Origin of the sequence: Agrobacterium sp. CMT1, from assembly GCF_037203725.1 — a bacterium.
Lineage (GTDB): Bacteria > Pseudomonadota > Alphaproteobacteria > Rhizobiales > Rhizobiaceae > Agrobacterium > Agrobacterium pusense.
The window spans coordinates 790,613-812,296 of the sequence record NZ_JBBCAR010000007.1 but is presented as its reverse complement, the minus strand read 5'-3'; the positions used below and the strand labels follow the sequence as shown (position 1 = coordinate 812,296).

The 21,684-nt window shown below is 60.6% G+C and carries 17 protein-coding genes; 1 reads left to right on the top strand and 16 read right to left on the bottom strand.

What is annotated here, in order from left to right; all coding sequences use genetic code 11:
• Nucleotides 1-308: 308 nt before the first annotated feature.
• The 7 genes from WA845_RS12285 to odc2 all read right to left on the bottom strand — a co-directional run bounded on the left by WA845_RS12285 (nt 309) and on the right by odc2 (nt 7,153).
• Nucleotides 309-752, bottom strand: a complete 444-nt coding sequence (locus tag WA845_RS12285; RefSeq protein ID WP_004445058.1) for a glyoxalase superfamily protein — start codon at nt 750-752, stop codon at nt 309-311.
• A gap of 208 nt (nt 753-960) precedes the next feature.
• Nucleotides 961-1,659, bottom strand: coding sequence for an OmpW/AlkL family protein (locus WA845_RS12280; RefSeq protein ID WP_004445064.1), 699 nt, complete (start codon nt 1,657-1,659; stop codon nt 961-963).
• Between the two features lie 276 nt (nt 1,660-1,935).
• Nucleotides 1,936-3,231, bottom strand: coding sequence for an MFS transporter (locus tag WA845_RS12275; protein WP_034496672.1), 1,296 nt, complete (start codon nt 3,229-3,231; stop codon nt 1,936-1,938).
• Between the two features lie 87 nt (nt 3,232-3,318).
• Nucleotides 3,319-3,720: a MarR family winged helix-turn-helix transcriptional regulator gene (locus WA845_RS12270; protein ID WP_004445069.1), complete on the bottom strand. Its 402-nt coding sequence runs from the start codon at nt 3,718-3,720 to the stop codon at nt 3,319-3,321.
• 94 nt (nt 3,721-3,814) lie between these two features.
• On the bottom strand, nt 3,815-5,056 hold the full coding sequence (locus WA845_RS12265; RefSeq protein ID WP_337322339.1) for an MFS transporter: 1,242 nt from the start codon (nt 5,054-5,056) through the stop codon (nt 3,815-3,817).
• Between the two features lie 202 nt (nt 5,057-5,258).
• Complete coding sequence (locus WA845_RS12260; RefSeq protein ID WP_006700372.1) at nt 5,259-5,828, bottom strand: GNAT family N-acetyltransferase; 570 nt, start codon at nt 5,826-5,828, stop codon at nt 5,259-5,261.
• 191 nt (nt 5,829-6,019) lie between these two features.
• Complete coding sequence (gene odc2 / locus WA845_RS12255) at nt 6,020-7,153, bottom strand: ornithine/lysine decarboxylase (RefSeq protein WP_112557000.1); 1,134 nt, start codon at nt 7,151-7,153, stop codon at nt 6,020-6,022.
• 537 nt (nt 7,154-7,690) lie between these two features.
• On the opposite strand from odc2, the gene WA845_RS12250 reads away from it, so the two are divergent.
• Nucleotides 7,691-8,584 (top strand): LysR family transcriptional regulator, encoded by an 894-nt coding sequence (locus tag WA845_RS12250; RefSeq protein ID WP_004445076.1) that lies wholly within the window; start codon nt 7,691-7,693, stop codon nt 8,582-8,584.
• A 245-nt stretch (nt 8,585-8,829) separates the two neighbouring features.
• Here the strand turns inward: WA845_RS12250 and WA845_RS12245 are convergent, their stop codons facing one another.
• The 9 genes from WA845_RS12245 to WA845_RS12205 form a co-directional block, all read right to left on the bottom strand.
• Nucleotides 8,830-9,783 (bottom strand): substrate-binding domain-containing protein, encoded by a 954-nt coding sequence (locus WA845_RS12245; protein ID WP_112557002.1) that lies wholly within the window; start codon nt 9,781-9,783, stop codon nt 8,830-8,832.
• Nucleotides 9,784-9,855: 72 nt separating this feature from the next.
• Nucleotides 9,856-10,857 (bottom strand): ABC transporter permease, encoded by a 1,002-nt coding sequence (locus WA845_RS12240; RefSeq protein WP_045531660.1) that lies wholly within the window; start codon nt 10,855-10,857, stop codon nt 9,856-9,858.
• 50 nt (nt 10,858-10,907) lie between these two features.
• Nucleotides 10,908-12,431: an ATP-binding cassette domain-containing protein gene (locus WA845_RS12235; protein WP_113382399.1), complete on the bottom strand. Its 1,524-nt coding sequence runs from the start codon at nt 12,429-12,431 to the stop codon at nt 10,908-10,910.
• 201 nt (nt 12,432-12,632) lie between these two features.
• On the bottom strand, nt 12,633-13,253 hold the full coding sequence (locus WA845_RS12230) for a TetR family transcriptional regulator (protein WP_006700369.1): 621 nt from the start codon (nt 13,251-13,253) through the stop codon (nt 12,633-12,635).
• Between the two features lie 100 nt (nt 13,254-13,353).
• Nucleotides 13,354-16,488 (bottom strand): efflux RND transporter permease subunit, encoded by a 3,135-nt coding sequence (locus WA845_RS12225; protein WP_045531658.1) that lies wholly within the window; start codon nt 16,486-16,488, stop codon nt 13,354-13,356.
• An 11-nt stretch (nt 16,489-16,499) separates the two neighbouring features.
• Nucleotides 16,500-17,690, bottom strand: a complete 1,191-nt coding sequence (locus WA845_RS12220) for an efflux RND transporter periplasmic adaptor subunit (protein ID WP_077986972.1) — start codon at nt 17,688-17,690, stop codon at nt 16,500-16,502.
• Between the two features lie 267 nt (nt 17,691-17,957).
• On the bottom strand, nt 17,958-19,463 hold the full coding sequence (locus WA845_RS12215) for a sensor domain-containing diguanylate cyclase (protein WP_174150077.1): 1,506 nt from the start codon (nt 19,461-19,463) through the stop codon (nt 17,958-17,960).
• A gap of 169 nt (nt 19,464-19,632) precedes the next feature.
• The gene (locus tag WA845_RS12210) at nt 19,633-20,457 is read right to left on the bottom strand and encodes a bifunctional allantoicase/(S)-ureidoglycine aminohydrolase (RefSeq protein WP_112557239.1); all 825 of its coding nucleotides are present in this window, start codon (nt 20,455-20,457) and stop codon (nt 19,633-19,635) included.
• An 89-nt stretch (nt 20,458-20,546) separates the two neighbouring features.
• A complete protein-coding gene (locus WA845_RS12205) occupies nt 20,547-21,593 on the bottom strand; it encodes a class I SAM-dependent methyltransferase (protein WP_006700367.1) in 1,047 nt (348 codons plus the stop codon).
• Nucleotides 21,594-21,684: the final 91 nt, after the last annotated feature.

Below are 21,684 nucleotides of genomic sequence, written 5' to 3'. Positions count from 1 at the left end.
AATCCCTCAAACATAAGCAGACAATAATATTTATATATGCACTCAATACAATAACAGATATTACTTTGCAAAACAAATATATCTACAATAAATTCTATTAATAACACACAAGCACAACCAAAAGATATATTACATATACTCGGACGAGCACTGACGTGTATTAAGGGGGTGATGCGGAAAGACGCGGTGAAGCAAACATCGCAAATTTCGACTGAACCCCCTTTCAGTTTTCAAATGAAAAGGGGTTCAAAAGCCTGAAATCCCGTGCTTCGCCTCCATGAACGGCGACCAATCAAGGGAGCGCCAACCTACCAGACGAGTTCCACCTGCGGCCGGCCATTGGAAGTTTTCTCAAGGGTGCGGCCGGAGGTATCGACATTGCAATGAACGCGCTGGCGGAAAGCGGAGAAGCTTTCGAAGGTCACGACATCCACGGGATCATCGAGATGCAGGGTCAGCCGGTAACGTTCGGGATCCCCGCCGAGCGCCTGCACGCCCAGAACGGAGGCCACGAAAGGCTGCCCGAGGTAAAAACCTTCCACCCTGGAACCCAGAAGATAGGGATTGAAGGCGGGACGATTTCCCGCGGCGGCATGTAGTGTATTCCAGTCGCGGAAGCCATATTGCGCAGCGATGAGTTCCAACGCCTTTGAATGGGTGATTGACTGCCCCTCATCCTCAAGAGCGGCACGCAGGCGCTTTGCCTGTTCTTTCAGCCCCTCAAGTGCGGGAAGCGGTTTGGACACGTTCATAACGGTTCTCCAACATGTGCATGCCGAATGTTCCGAAGGGGGTCCGCGTTGCCATCGACGACATGCAAAACATGGGATGACCGTTATCAAGAAAAGAGCTTCACCAGGGGCGCAAACGCGCCTGCGGACGGCCGGGGCTCTTGCCCGTGGCCGTCCCTATAGCCCAGAAAGCGCCGCCCGTCAAAGGCCGCGCTTCATGGATCTACCGTCAGAAACGATAGGTGATACCCGCGCCAATCAGCCACGGATCCAGCTTGGCCTTGCCGCTGATCGGCGTGCCACCGAGTTCCGCCGTCCAGTCGGTCTTGAGGAAGATCTTCTTCACGTCGAAGTTCACACCCCAATGCTCATCCAGCATATAGTCGAAACCGACCTGCACCGCGGCGCCCAGCTTGTTCTTGACGTCGAGATTGCTGAAACCGGGCTTTTCCGTCTGGTTGTAGAACAGCGAATAGTTCACGCCCGCGCCGATATAGGGCTTGAAAGCGCCGAAGTCGGTGAAGTGATATTGCAGCGTCAGTGTCGGCGGCAGCAGCCAGGTCTTGCCGACCGGCGTGCCGGCCAGCACGCCCTCGCCATTGATTTTGGCATAGGTGGTGCCGAGAATGAGTTCGGCGGCGAAGTTATCGGTGAAGAAATAGCTGATGTCGAGTTCCGGGATTACGGTATCCGAATAGGACAGGCCAGCCCCTGGCACACCGTCGACGCTCCCGCTGTCGTTGGTGATGACGCCGAGGCCGCGCACGCGCAGCATCCACGGGCTTGCCGCCGCAATCGCTTCCTCCGCAGTCGGAGCCGGCGCCGCCTGGGTCATATCAGCGGCTATCGCATCGGCGGAACCGAGCATGGCGGCAACGCCAATCGCAACACTGGCAAGCAAGGCGTTGTTTCTGTTTCTATTCGTCATTCCATCTCTCCTATAGCGCACCGCAGCCGGGCAAGTCCCCGGAACCGGCTGATGACGGCGGGCCTTGCGAATCTTCGCCTGCCGCAACCGCTTGGGAGCCACTATGACGAAGGGTGACGCAGGCCGATTGAGATGGATCAAACCGGGATGCCCTTCATGTATGGAAGCGATGAACCGGCAAGCATTGTGACAATTACGCAACAATGCCGTCGGGCGACCCGCCTACGGAAGTCGGAATACGGAGAAGGCCACATGCGCAGGCCTCCCCCATGCATATCACGCCGTCTGCGGCGTCAGGGTCGCGGAGCCCGGCTTTCGCAGCAGCAAGACCGAGACGGCGGCAATCATGCACATCAGACCGGCAATCTGCAGAGCGGGCATATAGGTATCGAAGTCGCTCTTGAAGAAACCGGCGCCAAAGGCGGCGGTGGCTGCCCCCAGCTGATGACCGGCAAAGACCCAGCCGAAAACAAGACCGGCCTTTTCACGGCCGAAGTTTTCCGCGGCAAGCTTCACCGTCGGCGGCACGGTCGCTACCCAGTCCAGCCCGTAGAAGACGGCAAAGACCGAAAGCTCCACGAAGCTGAAGCCTGAGAATGAGAGGTAAAGCAAGGACAGACCGCGCAGACCGTAGAACCAGAACAACAGGAAGCGATTGTCGAACCGGTCGGAAAGCCAACCGGCGAAGATCGTGCCGAAGAAGTCGAAAATGCCGATCACCGCCAGCGTTCCCGCCGCTGTTACCGCAGCCATGCCGAAATCGCCGCAGATCGAGATCCAGTGTGTCTGGATGAGACCGTTGGTCGAAAGTCCGCAGACGAAAAACGTGCCGAACAGCACCCAGAAGACGGGGTTGCCCGAGACGCTTTTCAGCGTCACCAGCGGCGATGCCAGCGTTGCGAGGAGATTGTGGTCCTGCTTGACCGGCTTTGTCACCACCGTCTCGCCATAGGCCGGCAAACCGACGTCGGCGGGGTGGTCACGCATCAAAAGCAGGACGAGGACCATGGCGGTGGCAATCACAGCAACGGACAGGGTCAAGGCGGTTCGCCAGCCATAGGCTTCCGTCAGCGCCGCCAGCAGCGGCAGGAAAACCAGCTGGCCGGTGGCGTTGCTTGCCGTCATCAGGCCGATCACCAGTCCCCGACGCTTGGAAAACCAGCGTGTCGCCACGGTGGCGCCCAGCACCAGGGCAGTCATGCCGGTGCCGACGCCGATCACCACGCCCCAGAGCAGCAGCAATTGCCACACCTCAGTCATGAAAAACGAGGCGACAATGCCGCCCATGATCAGGGCAAGCGCGGTGGAGACCACCTGCCGGATGCCGAAATGGTTCATGAAAGCGGCGGCAAAGGGCCCAAGCAGACCGAACAGCACAAGCCTGACGGCCATGGCCGAAGAAATATCGGCTATATCCCAACCAAATTCCTGATGCAGCGGCTGGATCATCACCCCCGCAGACCCCATCGCACCGGCGGTGGCCAGCATGGTGAGAAAGGTGGTCGCGGCGACGAGCCAGCCATAGTGCAGATTTCTGCCGGCCATCCAGCTGGCGAGGCGTGTGGAGAGCATGTTCGAATTCCCTTTCCGGCGGCCGCGGCCGATATTTTACGGGTATATACCGACATTGCGCGCAGATAACCGCATAAGCCCAAAAAACTACAGGGCTGCGAGCAGTTCCTGCAATTGTGCTGTCTTCTCGGGCCCAAGCCGGGCCTCGATTTCATCCTGCACCCCATCCCAGAGCGGTGCGCCCGCTTTGAGGATCGCGTGCCCTTCCTCCGTTACGGTCAGCATCGCTTCCCGCTGATCCTCGCCGTGACCAATAGCGACCAGACCCATCCGCGCCAGCACCTTGGCATTGCGGCCAACGGTGGAGCGATCCAGTTCCACCCTTGCAGCCAGGTCGGTCAGCGAGACCGGCGCAACGCGGTTGATGTTCCGCAGCAGGCTGAACTGACCGATGTTGACACCAAGCGGCGCCAGCGCCTCGTCATAATAGGACGAGACCTTGCGGGATGCTTTGCGCAACAGGATACAGTGGCAGCTATCGTTTGGCATTTGTCTCGGGTATATACCCGCAAATTCCCGGGCGCAAGAGGGTATGGAACGCAAAGATGCGACAAAACGGCCGGAGATCGCCATGCGGTAGGGTTCAGAAGCGCAGTCGGAAGAAGCCATAGGCGGCAAGAACCGCACAGACAGAGGCGCCAACCAGATAAGGCATATGCAGCGCCGCGGTGCGGCCGATCTCCGGTTCGGCCAAACTGACCATTATCCCGGCGGCAAAGGCGCCGAACGACATCGCGCCCCAACCGAAAAACCGATAGACGGAATTGACGCGTCCAAGCAGCTCATCTGGAATGAGCCTCTGCCTGTAGCTGACGGTGACCACATTCCACAACATGCCGGCTGCGGCCTCGAAAAACAGGCCGGCCGCCACCAGCGGCAAGGACGCCGACAGGCCAAGCACCAGATTGAACAGTGCAAATGTGCAAAGCGCCAGAAAGACGCTTGCCCTCGCCCCCAACCGGCGGGCAAGCCAGGGTGAGACCAGCCCGCCAAGAACGCCGCCAGCTGCGCCACAGGTCAACAGTACGCCATAGGCGGCCGAGGAGAGATTGAGCACCTCCTGCGCATAGAGAACGAGGACTGTCATTCCCCCGACAAATACGGCGTTGATTGCGCCCAGCATGATAGCGAGCCGTAGCACCATGGGGTTGCACCACATCCAGCCAAGGCCTTCCTGCAATGCCGGCCAGAATGAAGCCGGACCGGAGGATTTGCGCGGCGGCAGCACGATGAGCCAGATCAACACCGCCGAGACCGCGTAAAAGCCGGCATCAAGGCCGAAGGGAATGGCAATGCCCGCCGCGATCAACAGGCCGGCCAGCGGCGGGCCGATGAACTGGCCGGTCACCTGTTCGGCGCTCCACATCTGGCCATTGGCACGTTCAAGATCACCCGGCGCGACAAGCGAAGGCAGGATCGTCTGCGCCGCATTGTCCCGAACGACCTCGGCGCAGCCGAACAGGAAGGCTATTACCGCGAGTGAAAAAATCGCCGTCGAACCCGATTGAACCGGTAATGGCAGGTCTGCAGTGGCGGAGATCATGGCGACTGCGCATATCATCAGCGCCAGCCGTACCATGTCTGCCCGCACCATCAGCAAACGCCGGTCGCTTCGATCGGTCCAAACCCCCACCGGCAGCGCAAAAAGCAGCCATGGCAACCGTTGCGCCACCGCGATCATGGATATCAACAGCGGATCGCTGGTCAGCAACGTGCCGAGCCATGGTATCGCCACCATCGAAATACCATCGGCAAGATTGGATACGGCGCTCGCGGAGAATAACAGGCGGTAATCACGATTGGTTCGGAGTAGAGCTGCCTGCATGCCTGATCCCCTGCCGCTGAAATCATGCCGGAGCAGACATAAACTGTCACAATGGCCAAAGAGGCTATTGCGACCTATCGCCGCCGAACCGGTATCGCATCCGATTCCGCAGCCTCGCATGAAAGAATATTTTGCAGCAATACAATTTCGCTGGATCGGCCCCGGCCACTCGGCCGGAGCACGAAATCAACGGTTGACGGTCTCAGGCAGAGAGCCTCCGGCCGCTTGCCACCAGCAGGCCGGCAGCACCTTCCAGCCAGCCAGCTTTCAGCTCCAGCGCCAGGAAACGGCTACGCTCGAACGGGCCGGGCATGATGAGATGCTGGGCCTTGTCGGCGAAAAAGCCGAAACGCTCGTAATAGGGCGCGTCGCCAACCAGAAGAATGGCGCCATGGCCCCGCCTGGTGGCCTCGGTAATGGCGGCGCGCATCAGCGCCGAGCCGATGCCCTTGCCCTCATGGGCGGCATCGACGGCAAGCGGGCCGAGCAGCAGCGCTTCGACGGCGCGGCCTTCGCGGGAGATACCGGCTTCGACGTTCCACAGGCGCACCGTGCCGATGACATGGCCGTCCTCATCTCGGGCGACGAGCGCCAGGCCTTCGGCGGGAACGCGGCCGGCGCGCAGCTTTTCGGAAGACTTGCGGCGGCGTCCGGCGCCCATGGCGCGGTCCAGCAGGTTTTCACGGGCAACGACATCGCCCGGATTTTCCTGATCGACATGAAATGTCTGCGGTGTGAAAAATGCCCGTACCGAATTCAAAAGAGCGGCCATCCTTGGCCTCCCGTCACACAACCGCCCACACGCGGCCCTTGATGAAAATTGGTGGAGCCGTTCCGGCCCGCCGACACGCTTTCCTCGGCTGGAAGAGGTGCAGCAAGCAGGGATTTGCGCAACAGCACAATCGGCAGGGCCGGAACGGAAGCTTGGTCGAGACGCCGCCCTTTCAGCGGACGGCGCTCGGATCAGATGACGTAGGCCTTCAGCGGCTCGAAACCGTTGAACGCGACCGCCGAATAGGTGGTCGTGTAAGCGCCCGTGCCTTCGATCAGAACTTCATCGCCGATGGTCAGCGAGACCGGCAGCGGATACATGTTCTTTTCATACAGCACGTCGGCGCTGTCGCAGGTCGGGCCGGCCAGAACGCAGGGCTCCATCTCGTCCTGATCGCGCTCGGTGCGGATCGGGTAACGGATCGCCTCATCCATCGTCTCGGCGAGACCGCCGAACTTGCCGATGTCGAGGAACACCCAGCGGTGGTTGTCATTGTCGGACTTGCGCGACACGAGAACGACTTCCGCCTTGATGACGCCGGCATTGCCTACCATGCCGCGGCCCGGTTCGATGATGGTCTTCGGGATCTGGTTGCCGAAGTGCTTGCGCAGCGCCGTGTCGATGGCCTGGCCGTATTCTTCGGCAGCCGGAACGTTGCGCAGGTACTTGGTCGGGAAACCGCCGCCCATATTGACCATCTGCAGGTGGATGCCCTGTTTGGCAAGCGAAGCGAAAACGCGCTTGGCATCGGCCAGTGCCGCATCCCATGCGTCAAGGTTCATCATCTGCGAACCGACATGGAAGGATACGCCGTAGGACTCGAGACCGAGCTGATGGGCGTAAACCAGAACGTCGACAGCCATCTGCGGTACGCAGCCGAACTTGCGCGACAGCGGCCATTCCGCACCTTCGCCATCCGTCAGAACGCGGCAGAACACGCGCGCGCCGGGAGCTGCACGGGCAACCTTCTCAACTTCCTCATGGCTGTCCACGGCGAAGAGATCGATGCCGAGCGCATGGGCGCGCGCAACATCGCGTTCCTTCTTGATGGTGTTGCCGAAGGAGATACGGTCGGAAGTCGCACCCGCATCGAGCGCCATCTGGATTTCAGCCACGGAGGCGCAATCGAAGTTGGAGCCGAGCGAAGCAAGCAGCTTCAGGATTTCGGGAGCCGGGTTTGCCTTCACGGCATAATAGATCGCGCTGTTCGGCAGGGAGTGCCGGAACGCGTTGAAATTGTCGCGCACGACGTCGAGATCAACCACGAGGCAAGGGCCTTCGGGACGTCGGGTCTTGATGAAGTCGAGAATGCGTGCAGTCGTCATCGATGTATTCCCTGTTAAACCGGCTCCGGAAAAATCCGGAGGACAAAGGACGCTCGAGATATGCATTCGAATCAGCCGGTGGAGGCGCAGAATCGATAGCATACGCTCGAGGCGCGAATGTGAACGACGCCCTGCCAGAGCATCATTCGGCTTTGTCTGCCATGGATTGGAGGGAATGACCCGACCGCACTTCAGGCAATGATGGTGTGCCTCTTTAGTACCCCGGCTGATGGAGAGCCGGCAGAGAACCAGAAAGGCCCGCACCGTCGTTGCTTCGTATGTCCTCGCATTTTCCGGTTGGCCGGAATAGCGACTGGAGGGGTTAGTTCCAGGTACCTTACCTAAATCCTCACCACATCGAGGAATCGGCGGACACACATGGGCACGTGCGACTTTGGGCAGCACGGGAGATAAGAATATTCGCCGTCATAATCAAGAGGATTTTTTCACCATATAGCGGAATTTTTCAGCAGCGATTTTAAGGTTGAACAGTCAGGGCGCGGTGTTCAATTATATGGAACAAACTGGAGGGTTTTCATGGACACGCTGACGCGCATCCGCGCCTTTATCGATGTTGTCGAAGCGGAGGGGTTTTCCGCTGCGGCGCGCAAGACCGGGCGCTCCAAGGCGCTTCTGTCCAAATATGTGCGGGAACTGGAGGACGATCTCGGAGCGCTTCTCTTAAACCGAACCACGCGGCAGTTTTCGCTGACGGAAGCCGGGCACACCTATTACCGCACAGCGTCCGACATTCTGAAGGAGATCGACAATCTCGCCGACCTTGTTCGGGAAAAGAATGCCGATCTGAAAGGAAAACTGCGGATCTCCGTTCCACGCACTTTCATCGACGCGGAGGTCGGCCAGAGCCTCATCGACTTCGCCAAGGAAAATCCGGAACTGTCGCTCGAGATCGTCGCGGAAGACCGATTCGTCGACCTGATCGAAGAAGGCTTCGATCTCGCGATCCGGATCACCCGGCTGGAGGATTCGGGCCTGATCGCCCGCAAGCTTTCCGATTTCCGGGTCTATGCGGTGGCGACGGCGGATTTCGTCGCGCAACACGGACCGCTCGATGGTCCGCAGGATTTCTCCCGCGTTCCCTTCATCATCGACACCAATACGCGTTTTCATAATACGGTGCGGTATCTGGAGCCGGATGGCGGCTCAAATTCGGTCGCCATCAGCGGACCCATCGAGGTCAACAGCCCACAGGCGACCCTGCGCGCGGCGCGTGCCGGCCTCGGAATCGCCATGGTGCCTGACTTTATCGCCCGGCCCTATATCCAGTCCGGAGAACTGGTGACGCTGTTCGACGATTACATTTCCAAGGATCGCGGCATTTATGCGGTCTATCCGCATCGTCGCTACCTGCCCGCCAAGGTGCGCAGCTTCGTGGATTATCTCTCGGCGTGGTTCAGGAAGAACGGGTGAAGGGCCGGGCGGCATTCGCCGAGCGCCCTTCCGTCATGCCGGACTTGATCCGGCATCCAGCCACGGCGCGTCTGCGCCGTGAAGGACTCTCCCGCGATCAAGGACTTGATCGTCCTGGACCCCGGATCAAGTCCGGGGTGACGGAGTGGGGATGCAGCCGTCTCGTCAAATCCAAACCTCGGCAAAACTTTTAGCAGCATCGACGCCCGCCTTGCAGCGGGCGTCGCATGGCAGAAGCCAGCTCGTCAGAACGGCGAATCCGGGAAGTAGAACTGCTCGGCATTGTCCTTGGTGATCAGCGTCGCATCGAGGATGTACTCACCCGCGACCGGCACCTGATCGTAGAAATGCCCGGCCGTCAGCTGCATGGCGGTCGCCACCATCGCCGGCGGATAGAGCACGTCGACCGGCACAAGCTTGTCGCCGTCCATGACCTTCTTGATCATGTCCTTGGACCCGGCGCCCGCGACGATATACTGGATATCGGTGCGTTTGGCCTGGTGGATGGCTTCCAGCACGCCGATCGCCATATCGTCATCCTGACACCAGACCACGTCGATCTTCTTGTACTTGGTCAGATAGTCCTGCATCACACGGAAGGCGTCGTCGCGGTTCCAGTTGCCGTACTGGCGGTCGAGAACCTTGACATTCGAGCCGGCGATACCCTTGTCGAAGCCATCCTGGCGCTGCTGGTCGATCGGGATCGGCAGGCCGCGAATGACCACGACTTCGGCATCCGGCGTCGTCTTCTTGATGTATTCGCCGGCCACCTGGCCGAGCGCCGGGTTGTTGCCGGCCACATAGAGATCGCGGATCGAATTGTCGTTGACACTCGGCGCGCGGTCGACGAGCGCGACGAAGGTACCCTTGTCCTTGATCTCCTTGATGGCGTTGACAAGCGGATCGGGATCGGACGGCAGGACGACCAGCGCGTCGAGCCCCTGCACGGCCAGATCCTGCAGCGCATTGGCCTGGTTTGCGGCGTCCGGCGATGTCTTGACGATGACGTTGAGACCCGGATGCTCCTTCATCAGAAGCTTCGCCACACGTTCGGCATGGTAGACCACGCCCGCCGTCCAGCCATGGTCGGCCGCCGGAATGGACACGCCGATCGTGACCTTTTTGTCCTGCGCATGGGCCGACCCCGCCAGCACCGTTGCCAGCGCGGCAAAGGCCACGCCGATGAATTTATTACGCATAGTCTCTTTCCTCCCAAGACCGGGGCGTTCCTCCTCCAACCGCGCCTGCCCCACATGGCGCGGCGTGATACCTTACCTGCGGCTGAGCGAGCGCTGCACCAGCATGGCGATGATGATGATGGCCCCCTGAATGGCGCCGATCAGATATTCGCTGACGAAGTTCGACAGGATCATGATGTTGCCGACGATCTCCAGAATGAAGGCGCCGCAGATCGTGCCCCAGATGCGACCTACCCCGCCGCGCAGCGCCGTACCGCCGACGACGACGGCCGTAATCGCCTGCAGCTCCCACAACATGCCTGTCGTTGCCGAAGTAGACGCGAGGCGCGGAACGTAAAGCAGCACCGCAACGGCGACGCAGAGCCCCTGTACCACATAGGCGATGGTGCGAACCCGGGCGACCGAAATGCCGGAATAACGCGCAACATCCTCACTGGAGCCCACCGCCGTCAGATGCCGCCCGTAGCGGGTACGGTAAAGCACGAAGGCGGCTATCGCAGCCGTGACGAAGATGACGATGACCGGCACCGGCACGCCCAGAACATTGCCAAAATAGACCGGGCGATAAAGCGTCTGGATTTCCGGGTTGCGCAGCGTGATCGCGCCGCCCTGCGACAGCCAGGTCGTCAGCCCGCGATAGATACCCATGGTGCCGAGTGTGGCGATGAAGGGTTCGATGCGGCCGATGGTGGTGATGAGCCCGTTTACCAGCCCGCAGGCCGCGCCGATGGCGAGCGCGAGCGCCATTGCCGCAAGAAGCATCAGCAACGGGCTCGCTATCGCGCCGCTGTTCATGAAGAGGATCATCAGGCTGGCCACGAAAGCAACCATGGCGCCCACCGACAGGTCCAGCCCGCCTGACGTGATGACATAGGTTGCGCCCAGCGCGATGATGGCGATGAAGGCGCTGCGGGTGATGACATTCAACAGATTGTCGATGCCGATGAAATTGGGATTGGCGATGGTGCCGAGAACCAGCAGGAGTGCCAGCGCCACGAAAGGCGCGACGGCGCGCAGGTCCCAGTCCTTCGAGGTCTTCGGCGTTTTGCCGTTATCAAATGCGGCCTCAGTCATATTTCCCCTCAGTTTCTTTTGTCAGGCCATGTTTCCCGGAACGCGGGCGCTCAGGCGGGTTCCTGCGTGTGAACACCCGTCGCCAGCGCCACGATGTCGTTTTCAGTCATGCGCTCCCCCGTCACCTCACCGACAATCCTGCCCGAACGCATCACCAGAATGCGGTCGCAGATGCCGATCAGCTCCGGCATTTCCGAGGAAACCACGATGATCGAGCGCCCCTCATCCGCAAGCCCGGCGATAAAGCGGTAAATCTGCTCCTTGGTGCCGATATCGATGCCGCGGGTCGGCTCGTCGATGATGACGATGGACGGGTCGAGCAACATCATCTTGGCCAGCAGCAGCTTCTGCTGGTTGCCGCCGGAAAGCTGGCCCGCCAGCAAGTCCTTGCGTCCTGTGCGAATGTCGAAGTCGCGCACTGCAGCATCAAGCGCGGCCGTTTCCCGGCCGGTGTCGATCTGGAACAGACGGCTGAATTTTTTCAGCGACGCAAGCGTGAGATTGACCCGCAGATCCTTGGTGAGCAACAGCCCCTTCCCCTTACGGTCTTCGCTGAGGTAAACGATGCCGGCCCTGAGACTGTCCTCCGCCTTGGCGAAGTGCACCGTCCGGCCAAGGTGACGCACCGTCCCACGCCCGGTCCGCAGGCCCAGCACACCCTCCATCAGCTCCGTCCGGCCCGCCCCCACCAGCCCGGCAAAACCGAGGATTTCGCCTTTGCGCAGGCTGAAACCGGCATCCTGCGCATAACCGGGAACGTTAAAATGCTCCACCTCAAGAACAGGCTCGCGCTCGCCGCCAGCGTTCCGGTCGGGATAGAGTTTCGCCACATCGCGCCCCACCATCAGCCGCGCCATATCGGCCGGCTCCAGCTCCGAGGCCGGGTGAGAGGCGACCAGCCGGCCGTCGCGCAGCACGGTCACGCGGTCGGCGATTTCCTTCACTTCCGGCAGGCGGTGCGAGATATAGAGCACGGCCACGCCTTTCGCGCGAATATCGCGGATGACGTTAAGCAGCGCCTCGGTTTCGATAGGCGTCAGGCTGGCCGTCGGTTCGTCAAAAATGACCAGCCGATGCGGCACGAGCAGCACGCGCGCGATCTGCACCAACTGCCGCTGGGCGATAGACAGGCTGCCGACGATGGCGTCGGGGTCTATCACGCCGCCCAGTTCGTTGATCGCCCTGCGGGCGCCGTCGCGCATGGCACGATCGTCCACCACCGGGCCCTTGCGCAGTTCGCGGCCAAGGTAGATGTTCTGCGCCACCGTCAGATCAGGCGCGAGCAATATTTCCTGATGGACGAGCACAATGCCGCGATGTTCGGCATCCACCGGCCCGCTCAGCGTGACGGGGTCGCCGTCGACACGGATCTCACCGCCCGAGGGCTTTTCATTGCCCGCCAGCAGTTTCATGAGCGTCGACTTGCCGGCGCCGTTCTCTCCGATGATGGCATGCACCTCACCGGCCCGCACATCTATCTCTATGTCCTTCAGAACCTGAACCGGTCCGAAAGATTTCGATAACCCGACCGTCCGGACAAGTGCCGGTTCCGCAGTAACCTCAGCAATAGCCATGCGCCCTCACCGACATCCGGTGCGAACGGGCGGCTCCTGCCCTTCGATTGTCCTTGAAGTGACCATGAACGAACTCCTCCCAAAGCTCGGAGAAGAAGCTAGCGTTGGTTTTGAGGTACGTAAAGCAAATTTCGCTTGTCTGTTAGAATACACTGAAATGTGAGGGCCGTCCGATGGACGGGGAGCTCGCAAAACGCCTCACTATGCAGGGGAACGCTGGAAGCCTTTCATGAGGCGATGTACCGCTTCGGCGCCGTCGCTGGCCAGATCGAATCGTTTGCCGAACAGCAGCCAGTCGGAGCACATGCCCTTCAAAAGCCAGTAAAGCGCGCCAAGCGCGGATTCCGCGGTCCAGTTGTCGTTAAACGCGCCTTCCGCCTGCGCCCGCTCGAAAGCCGCCTCCAGCCGCTCCTTGTGGTATCGATCCAGCTCCTCCTGAGCATGAAGAACGGGCGCGAACTCATCGGAATAATTGGTACGAAGACTGATCGTCATGATTCGCTGGCGCTGTTCGTCGCCCGCCAGGAGCGCCAGCCATTTGCAGGCCGCTTCTTCTATCCTGGAGAGCAGCGCCGCACCCTTGAGGTCGGGATCGCCGAAATCGAGCAGGTCGGATTCCGGCAACGCCACCGATTGGTAAAGGCCGATGAAGAGATCGGTCTTGCTGGAAAAATGCCAGTATATCGCCCCGCGTGTGACCCCGGCCGCGGCCGCCACCTCGTCCAGCGAGCTGTTGGCAACGCCCTTCTTGAAGAACACCCGCTCGGCAGCGGCAAGGATCGCCTGACGCGTCTCTTCTGCCTCGGCCTTGGTACGGCGCATTCCGTTATCTCCTTCCACTGCCGGCACGGCGCTTCCGCACCGTGCCTTTCCTCAATGCCGGGGCGTCATGACATGACGGTGTCCCGGCTTTCCCTCGATGTTATTCCGCCGGTGAAACGGCGTCAGCAGCAATCTCGTTCTCCTTCTTCCGATCCCCGAAAATCTTCATGACGAAAACAAAGAACACGGGAACGAAGAAGATCGCGAGGATCGTCGCCGAGATCATGCCGCCGAGAACACCGGTACCGATGGCATTCTGGCTCGCGGCGCTCGCGCCGGAGGCGATCGCCATGGGCAGCACGCCGAGCGAGAAGGCGAGCGACGTCATCAGGATCGGCCTGAAGCGCAGATGCGCCGCCTCCACCGTCGCATCATAGGTGGATTTGCCCTCTGCCCGCAAATCCTTGGCGAATTCGATGATGAGGATCGCATTTTTCGCGGAAAGGCCGATGATGGCGACGAGGCCGACGAGGAAGTAGACATCGTTCGGCATGCCGCGCAGCATCACCGCCGCCACCGAGCCGATGACCCCGAGCGGCACCACCAGCATGACGGAGAGCGGAATTGACCAGCTTTCGTAAAGCGCTGCGAGCAGCAGGAAGACGAACAGCACGCTGAGACCGATGAGCGCCGGTGCCTGCGAACCCGACTGGATTTCCTGCAGTGACTGGCCGGTCCATTCGAAACCGAAACCGCCGGGCAATTCGCGCGCCAGACGCTCCATTTCGGCAATGGCATCACCGGAGGAGTAGCCCGGCGCCGCCTGGCCACCGATACGGATCGCCGGATAGCCGTTATAACCGACCACCTGAGAAGGACCGCGCACCCATTCCACCGAGGCGAAAGAGCTGATCGGCACCATGCCGCCATTGGCGTTGCGGACGTTGAGGTTCAGAAGATCCTCGGTCTTCATGCGCTGGCCCTGTTCGGCCTGCACCGTCACGCGCTGCATACGGCCGGCATTGGGGAAGTCGTTGACGTAGGACGAACCCATATTGGCCGAGATGGTGGCGTTGATATCGCTGAAAGTCACGCCGAATGTGTTTGCCTTCTCACGGTCGATGACGAGATTGACCTGCGCCGCATCCGGCATGCCTTCGATGCGAAGGCCGGCAAGGATGGGGCTCTGCCGCGCCGCGGCCATCAGCTGCGCGCCGGCGGCGCTCAGCGCCGTCTGGCCCGCTCCGGACCTGTCCTGCAGGCGGAAGGTAAAGCCGCTGGAGTTGCCGAGACCCTGAATGGGCGGCGGCGACAGCGCGAAGGACATTGCGTCCGGCAGGCCCCAGAGCTTGCCATTGATCCGGGCTGAGATGGCCGCTGCAGAATCCTCCGGTCCACGTTCGCTCCAGTCCTTCAGCGTCGCGAAGGCGAGGCCGGCATTCTGGCCGGAACCGGAGAAGGAGAAGCCCGACACGGCGATGACGCGTTCAACCGCCGGCTCTTCCAGGAATATCTTTTCGATCTGCTGGATGGACTGCAGGGTGCGGTCGCTGCTGGCTTCCGCAGGCGCCTGGATGTCCACGATCAGGTAGCCCTGGTCTTCGTTCGGCAGGAACGAGCTCGGCAATTGCATATAGGCCCAGCCGAGACCGACCAGCAGCGCCGCATAGATCACCATGAAGCGGCCGGAGCGCTTGATGATGCCGCCGACCGAAGACGAATATTTGTGCGACGCCTTGTCGAAGTTGCGGTTGAACCAGCCGAAGAAGCCCTTCTTTTCATGATGCCCGGCCTTGATGGGCTTCAGGAAAGAAGCGCACAGCGCCGGCGTCAGCGACAGGGCCAGGAAGCCGGAGAACAGGATCGACACCACCATGGTCAGGCTGAACTGCTGGTAGATGATGCCGACGGCGCCGGGGAAGAAGGCCATGGGCACGAACACGGCCGTCAGCACCAGCGTGATGCCGATGATCGCGCCGGAAATCTGGCCCATTGCCTTGCGGGTCGCCTCCTTCGGCGACAGATGCTCTTCCGCCATGATGCGCTCGACATTCTCAACGACGACGATCGCGTCATCCACCAGAATGCCGATGGCGAGAACCATGGCGAACATGGTCAGAACGTTGATCGAGAAACCCGAGACATACATGATGGCGCAGGTGCCGAGCAGCGCCACGGGCACCACCAATGTCGGAATGATGGTGTAGCGGATGTTCTGGAGAAACACGAACATCACCACGAAGACGAGGATGATCGCCTCGATCAGCGTGTGAATGACCTTCTCGATCGAAATCTTGACGAAGGGGCTGGTATCATAGGGAATTTCATACTCTATGCCCTGGGGGAAATAGCGCGACAGCTCCTCCATCGTGGCGCGCACGCCCTCCGATGTCTGCAGCGCATTGCCGGTCGGCGACAGCTGCACGCCGATGGCGGCGCTCGGCTTGCCGTTCAGGCGGCTCGAGAAGTTATAGCTTTCGCCGCCCACTTCCACACGCGCGACATCGCGCAGCCTGACGGAAGAACCATCCGGGTTGGCGCGCAGCACGATGGAGCCGAACTCTTCCGGCGATGTGAGCTGACCCTGCACGTTGACGGTCGCGGAAATCTGCTGGCCAATCGGGTTTGGCGATGCACCGATGCGGCCGGCGGCGACCTGCGAGTTCTGCGCCTGGATGGCGCCGATGACGTCGCTCGACGTCAGGCTGAGGCCCAGCATCTTGTCCGGATCCATCCAGATGCGCATGGAGCGCTGGGTGGCAAAGAGCTGCGCGCTGCCGACGCCGGGAACGCGGCGCAATTCGCCGAGCACGTTGCGGCTGAGATAATCGCCGAGACCGATGGCATCGGTATTGCCGTCGACGGAGGTGAGCGCCACCATCATCAGAAACGAGGTGCCTGCCTGTTCCACGCGCAGGCCCTGCTGCGTCACTGCCTGCGGCAGGCGTGGCTCCACGCGTGCGATGCGGTTTTGAACTTCGACCTGCGCCTCACCGATATTGGTGCCTGGTTCAAACGTGACGTTGATCGAAATGCGGCCGGAAGCCTCCGATGTCGACTCGAAATAGATCAGGCCGGGAACACCGTTCAGTTCCTCTTCTATCGGGCGCGTGACGCTCTGGTAGATATCTTCCGGCGCAGCGCCGGGATAGGTCGTGGAGACCGAAATCTGCGGCGGCGCCACATTCGGATATTGCGCAATAGGCAGCATGGGAATGGCGAGCAGGCCCGCCAGCATGATGAAGATGGCGACGACCCAGGCAAAAATGGGCCGATCGATGAAAAAACGTGCCATGAAATCGGTCCTTATTGCTTCTGGGCCGGAGCCGCGCTCTCGCTGCCTGCGGCAGCGGCGACATCGGCCTCGTCGGACCAGGGTTCAGGCTTCACCTTGGCTCCCGGGGCGGTCTTCTGGAAGCCTTCGGCAACAACGCGGTCGCCATCCTTCAGCCCTTCCGAAATCACCCAGCGGTCACCGATGGAACGGCCGACGCTGACGCGCCGCTGCTCGACCGTATCTTCGGCGTTGACGACAAGCACGCTCGCCTGACCGCCGGCATCGCGCTGAACCGCCTGCTGCGGCACCGCGAATGCAGCCTTCTGGATGCCCTGCTGGATCTGCACGCGGACATACATGCCCGGCAGCAGATCGCCGTTCGGGTTGGGAAATTCGCCGCGCAGCGTCACCTGGCCGGTGGTCTCATCAACCGCCGCTTCCGAAAACAGCAGACGGCCGGGCTGCGGGTAACGGCTGCCGTCATCGAAGAGCAGATTGACTTCGGCTTCATTCGGGCCGGTCATCAGCTTGCCGTCCTGAAGCGCCTTGCGCAGCCGAATGAGATCGGCCGCCGGCTGGGTGAAGTCGGCATAGATCGGATCAAGCTGCTGGATCGTCGCCAGGTTTTCAGAGCCGGTCGCGCTGACGAGCGCGCCTTCCGTAATACGCGCGCGGCCGATCCGGCCGCTGATCGGGGCTTTGACATCGGCATATTGAAGATTGAGCTTCGCTTCGGCCAGGCCTGCCTCGGCCACCGCCACCTCGGCATCGGCCTGCGCCAGCTGGGCAATGGCGTTGTCGAATTCCTGCTGCGAACCAACGTTGGAACGGCGCAGCTGCTGCTGCCTGTCGGCCGTCTGGCGCGCCTGAAGCTGCGCGGCCTGCGCCCGGCGCAACGTGCCCTCGGCGCTGTCGACGCGCACCTGGAACGGGGCGGGATCGATGCGGTAGAGGACATCGCCTTCCTTCACCAGCGAACCCTGCTCGAACACGCGCTCAACGATGATGCCTGAGACACGCGGGCGCACTTCCGCAAGTCGCGTCGGTGCAATGCGGCCCGGCAGGTCGTTGGTTATCGGCAACTCTTCCTGCTTCACCGTCACGACCTTGACTGCACCAGGCGGCGGCGCGCCGGGGGCAGACGCCTGCTCGTCGCTACATCCGACCACAACGATGCCCGCCAACAACACCGCCACGATCTGCCCCAGTCTTTTCGCCATTCTGCGCTCCGAATCCATGAAAAAGTCACATTTACATACATACTAAGACGTATGTAAATTTCTGACAATAGAATTGTTGCAGCGCAAAACCGGCCTCACGCGCTTGTGAAGCCGCGCGAGACGGCGTGGAAACACCGCCTGCATTCGGAAGAGCATCGGGAAACGGAAGGGGGCTGGGACCCACGACGGCGCGGGTCCCACCTTGGGCCTTATGGCCGGAAGATCAGAAATAATTGCGCGAGCGAGGGTCGATGACCCCTCTTACCGTCAGGACAAACGCTTCAGCGAGCTGGCTTCCGGCTGGGGGCCGGCATGGGTCTTGTCGTTATTGTCGGCAGACCTGTTACGCAGCGCCGCGTAATAGGCATTTTTCTGCTCGTACATATTCATATCGGCGCGGCGCACCAACGATTCCATCGTCTCGCCTGCCTCGCTGGTCGCCACACCCAACGACAGGCTGAGCGGCGCGCTGGAATAGAACTGGTTGTTGATCTTCAGCAGCTCATAAACGGTTTCGACCATGGCGGCGGCCACCTGCTTGTCGGCGCCGGGAAGAAGAATGGCGAATTCGTCGCCGCCGATGCGGGCTGCGTGGTTCGGCGCAGTCACCACGCCGTTCAGCACCTCGCCCATGCGTCGCAACAGGGCGTCGCCAGCATCGTGCCCCAGCTTGTCATTCGCGTCCTTCAGGCCGTTGAGATCGATCACAATCGCCGATACGGGCCGCAACGCGCTGCGCTCCAGCCTGTTAAGCTCGTCGGAATAGAAGGCGCGGTTGTGCAGCTTGGTCAGCACATCGTGCTTGCCGAGATATTCGAGGTAGGCTTCGGCTTTCTTGCGCGCGGTAATATCCGTCAGCGCCACCTGCACCAGAGACCAGTCCCGCTCATACCCGGGAAAAACCGAAAAATGCAAAAGCAGATGCCGCTCGGAACCGTCCAGCGCGTAGTTCACCACCTCGCGGTGATGGCTGAGATTACCGTTCCAGAGTTCCATCAGCTGTTCGCGGAACGGCTTTTCCATCTCGTCGCGGAAAATATCGCCTAGCCGCTGCAGCAGAACCTGCCGGTCCGGCGCACAGAACAGGTCGAGCGTCGCGCGATTGACGTCGATGACGCGGATTTCGCTCATGCATTGCCGCACGAATTCCGGATGCACATCCATGAAGACCCGGAAATCGATGATGCCGCGCTCCCTGACCTCCTCGATCAGGCGCCTTACCCGGCTGAAATCCTCCACCCACAGGGACACAGGCGAATGTTTGAACATGCCCTCGGCATAACGGCGGTTGAGCAGCTCCTTGCGGCGGGCCTCCTCCCGCTCCGTCACATCCTCGGTGGTCAGAAGCAGCCGGTCGAGCGTGTCCTCGTGGCCGGGTATCACCGCGCCGCGCAACTGAATGTCCAGCCGCCTGCCACCGATCGAATAATTGACAGCATTGCTGGTGAATTCCGTCTTGCCGGCCCAGAGTTCGGAAAGCTCGTTCACATGGCTCTCTAGCATGTCATCGCGAAAGATGCGGTGCAGATTGTCGACGAGATGGTTCTGGTCGTGGGCCTCGAACAGTTCCAGCGTCCTGGCGTTGACCTGAATGACGCGGATCTTCTGCGAACAGGCCGCCACCCTTGTCAGATCGTCCAGAAGAAACGCCCTGAGATCCTCTACGCCCTGCGCCCGCCAGATATCGAACTGGCGCTTTACCTCGCTGAAATCCTCGATCCACATCGCCACGGGCGCAAGATTGAAGACATTGGCATCGATCGTCTCAGTCATACGGGCAAGTCTTCTCAAGGGTAGGTGCAGGCGGATCACCAAACGGAGCGGCGCAGCACTAGCCGCCGCCTACGGGAATTTATTAGGGATATTCGATCCAAAGCAAGCATTTATCGCGCAAACCGCCGGATTGCGCGACAATTCATGGTTTTTGCAGACCGCAGGCCCGTTACCAGAGCTTCACGTGTCGGTTTACATCCTTATAGAGCAGATAGCGGAATCGGCCCGGCCCGCCCGCATAACACGCCTGCGGGCAATAGGCGCGCAGCCACATGAAGTCGCCGGCCTGCACCTCCACCCAGTCCTCGTTCAGCCGGTACACGGCCTTGCCTTCGAGAACATAAAGGCCGTGTTCCATGACATGGGTTTCCATGAAGGGAATGGTTGCGCCCGGCTCGAAGGTGACGATGTTGAGATGCATGTCGTAACGCACGTCATCAGGATCGATGAAACGGGTCGTCGCCCATTTGCCGTCGGTGTCCGGCATTGCCGAAAGGGCGGTCTCGTCTTCATGGGTGAAGATCGCCGGCGGCGGCTCCAGCCCGTCTACGGCCTGAAACGTCTTTCGCACCCAGTGGAATTTGACCGGCGCCTTGCCCGAATTACGGATCTGCCAGCGGCTGCCGGCCGGAAGGAAAGCGAAGGAGCCCTCCCGCAGCTCATGCCGGGCGCCCTCGAATTCCACGGTCATCTCGCCATCGACGACGAAGATCGCCGCCTGCGCCCTTGCGTCCGGCTCCGGCCGGTCGCTGCCGCCGCCGGGCTGCACTTCAACGATATATTGCGCGAAAGTCTCGGAAAAGCCGGTCATCGGCCGGGCGATGATCCAGGCACGCGTGTCGGTCCAGTGGGGCAGCACGCTTGTCACGATATCGGACATCACGGTCTTTGGGATGACAGCATAGGCGGTCTTGAATACAGCCTTGCTCGACAGGAGTTCCGTCTGCCCGGGCAGACCGCCCATATCCGAATAATATCTCTTCATTTCAGCCATTCCATTCTGCAATGCATTCGGCGCGGATTCTTAGGCCCGCGACGAGGTTTAAGCAAATGGTTATTGGCAGGAAGACGGGCCGAAGGATGTCATGCCTTCTTACGCATCGTCGCGTAGACGATATTGTGGTTCTCGCCAAAGAACACCTCAGCCTCGATGCTGTCGGGATCGGCGCTGGCATTGACGATCCGCCACATATCCGCCTTCGAGCGCAACAGCAGCGCCCAGTTCATGAAGGTTTCCATGTAGCCGTCCACAACGATGTCCTCGGAGAAGTTGGCGAAAAGGAACATGCCGCCGGGTTTCAGCATCTCCATGCAGCGCCGCGTGAGTTTGATCGCCACACGGTCGTTCAGGTAGTCGTATAGACCGGCTGCGTATATCAGATCGAAAGTGCCGAGCTCCTGCGTGCGCAGCACGATATCGCGCACCGAGCCGTCGATCGCCTCGATGCAGGTGCCGGCGAAATCGCGGGCAACGGAACCGACGCTCAAGGGGTCCTGATCGAGCGCCACCCAGCGCCGCAGCCTGCCCTCCTTCAGCGCCGCGGAAGCATCCGCCTCGCGCAGATGTCCGGACGCTATGGTGAGGATTTCGGTATCTTCACCGTGCCGGGCCGCCGCTTCGTCGACAAAACGCGTCAGCAGATCCCGTCGCTCGCGCACCGCCACGGAAGAACTGGCGTCCTTCGTATAGTCGTAAAGATCACGCCCCAGCGGCGTCGCATTCTTCACCAGACCGGCAACGCTTTCGTGGCCATAGATAAAATCCAGCAATTGCGCATCGCCGGAATAACCCCGCGGCTTGTCGAACGACCAGCGCGTGAACGGATCCTGCAGAAAACGCTCCGACACGGGGTGATTCTGTATGATGGGGATCAGTTCAGCCCACACGCTTGAGTGGAGTTTTTCTCGCAACCCATGCAGCGCCCCCGCCGTTCGATGTATTATGTCATGTGCTGAAATACCATTATCGAACTGCTGCTGTGCCAATTCGAGAATGATGGCAATTTCTGCTTTTGCAACTGCGAACTGCTCATCGAACGTTTTCGTTTTGCGTGCAAAAATCTCTTTTGCGACAGTATCCGGGGTGATCAGACTTGCCCCATCCAGATTTTTCTTCTTTACCCGCACCACTTCAGCCTCCAGTGTTAACACATTGTTAACTATACGTTTCTGGGACACCGAAGGCCACTCGATTTCGATTTTTGCGCGGTGTAGGGATAGA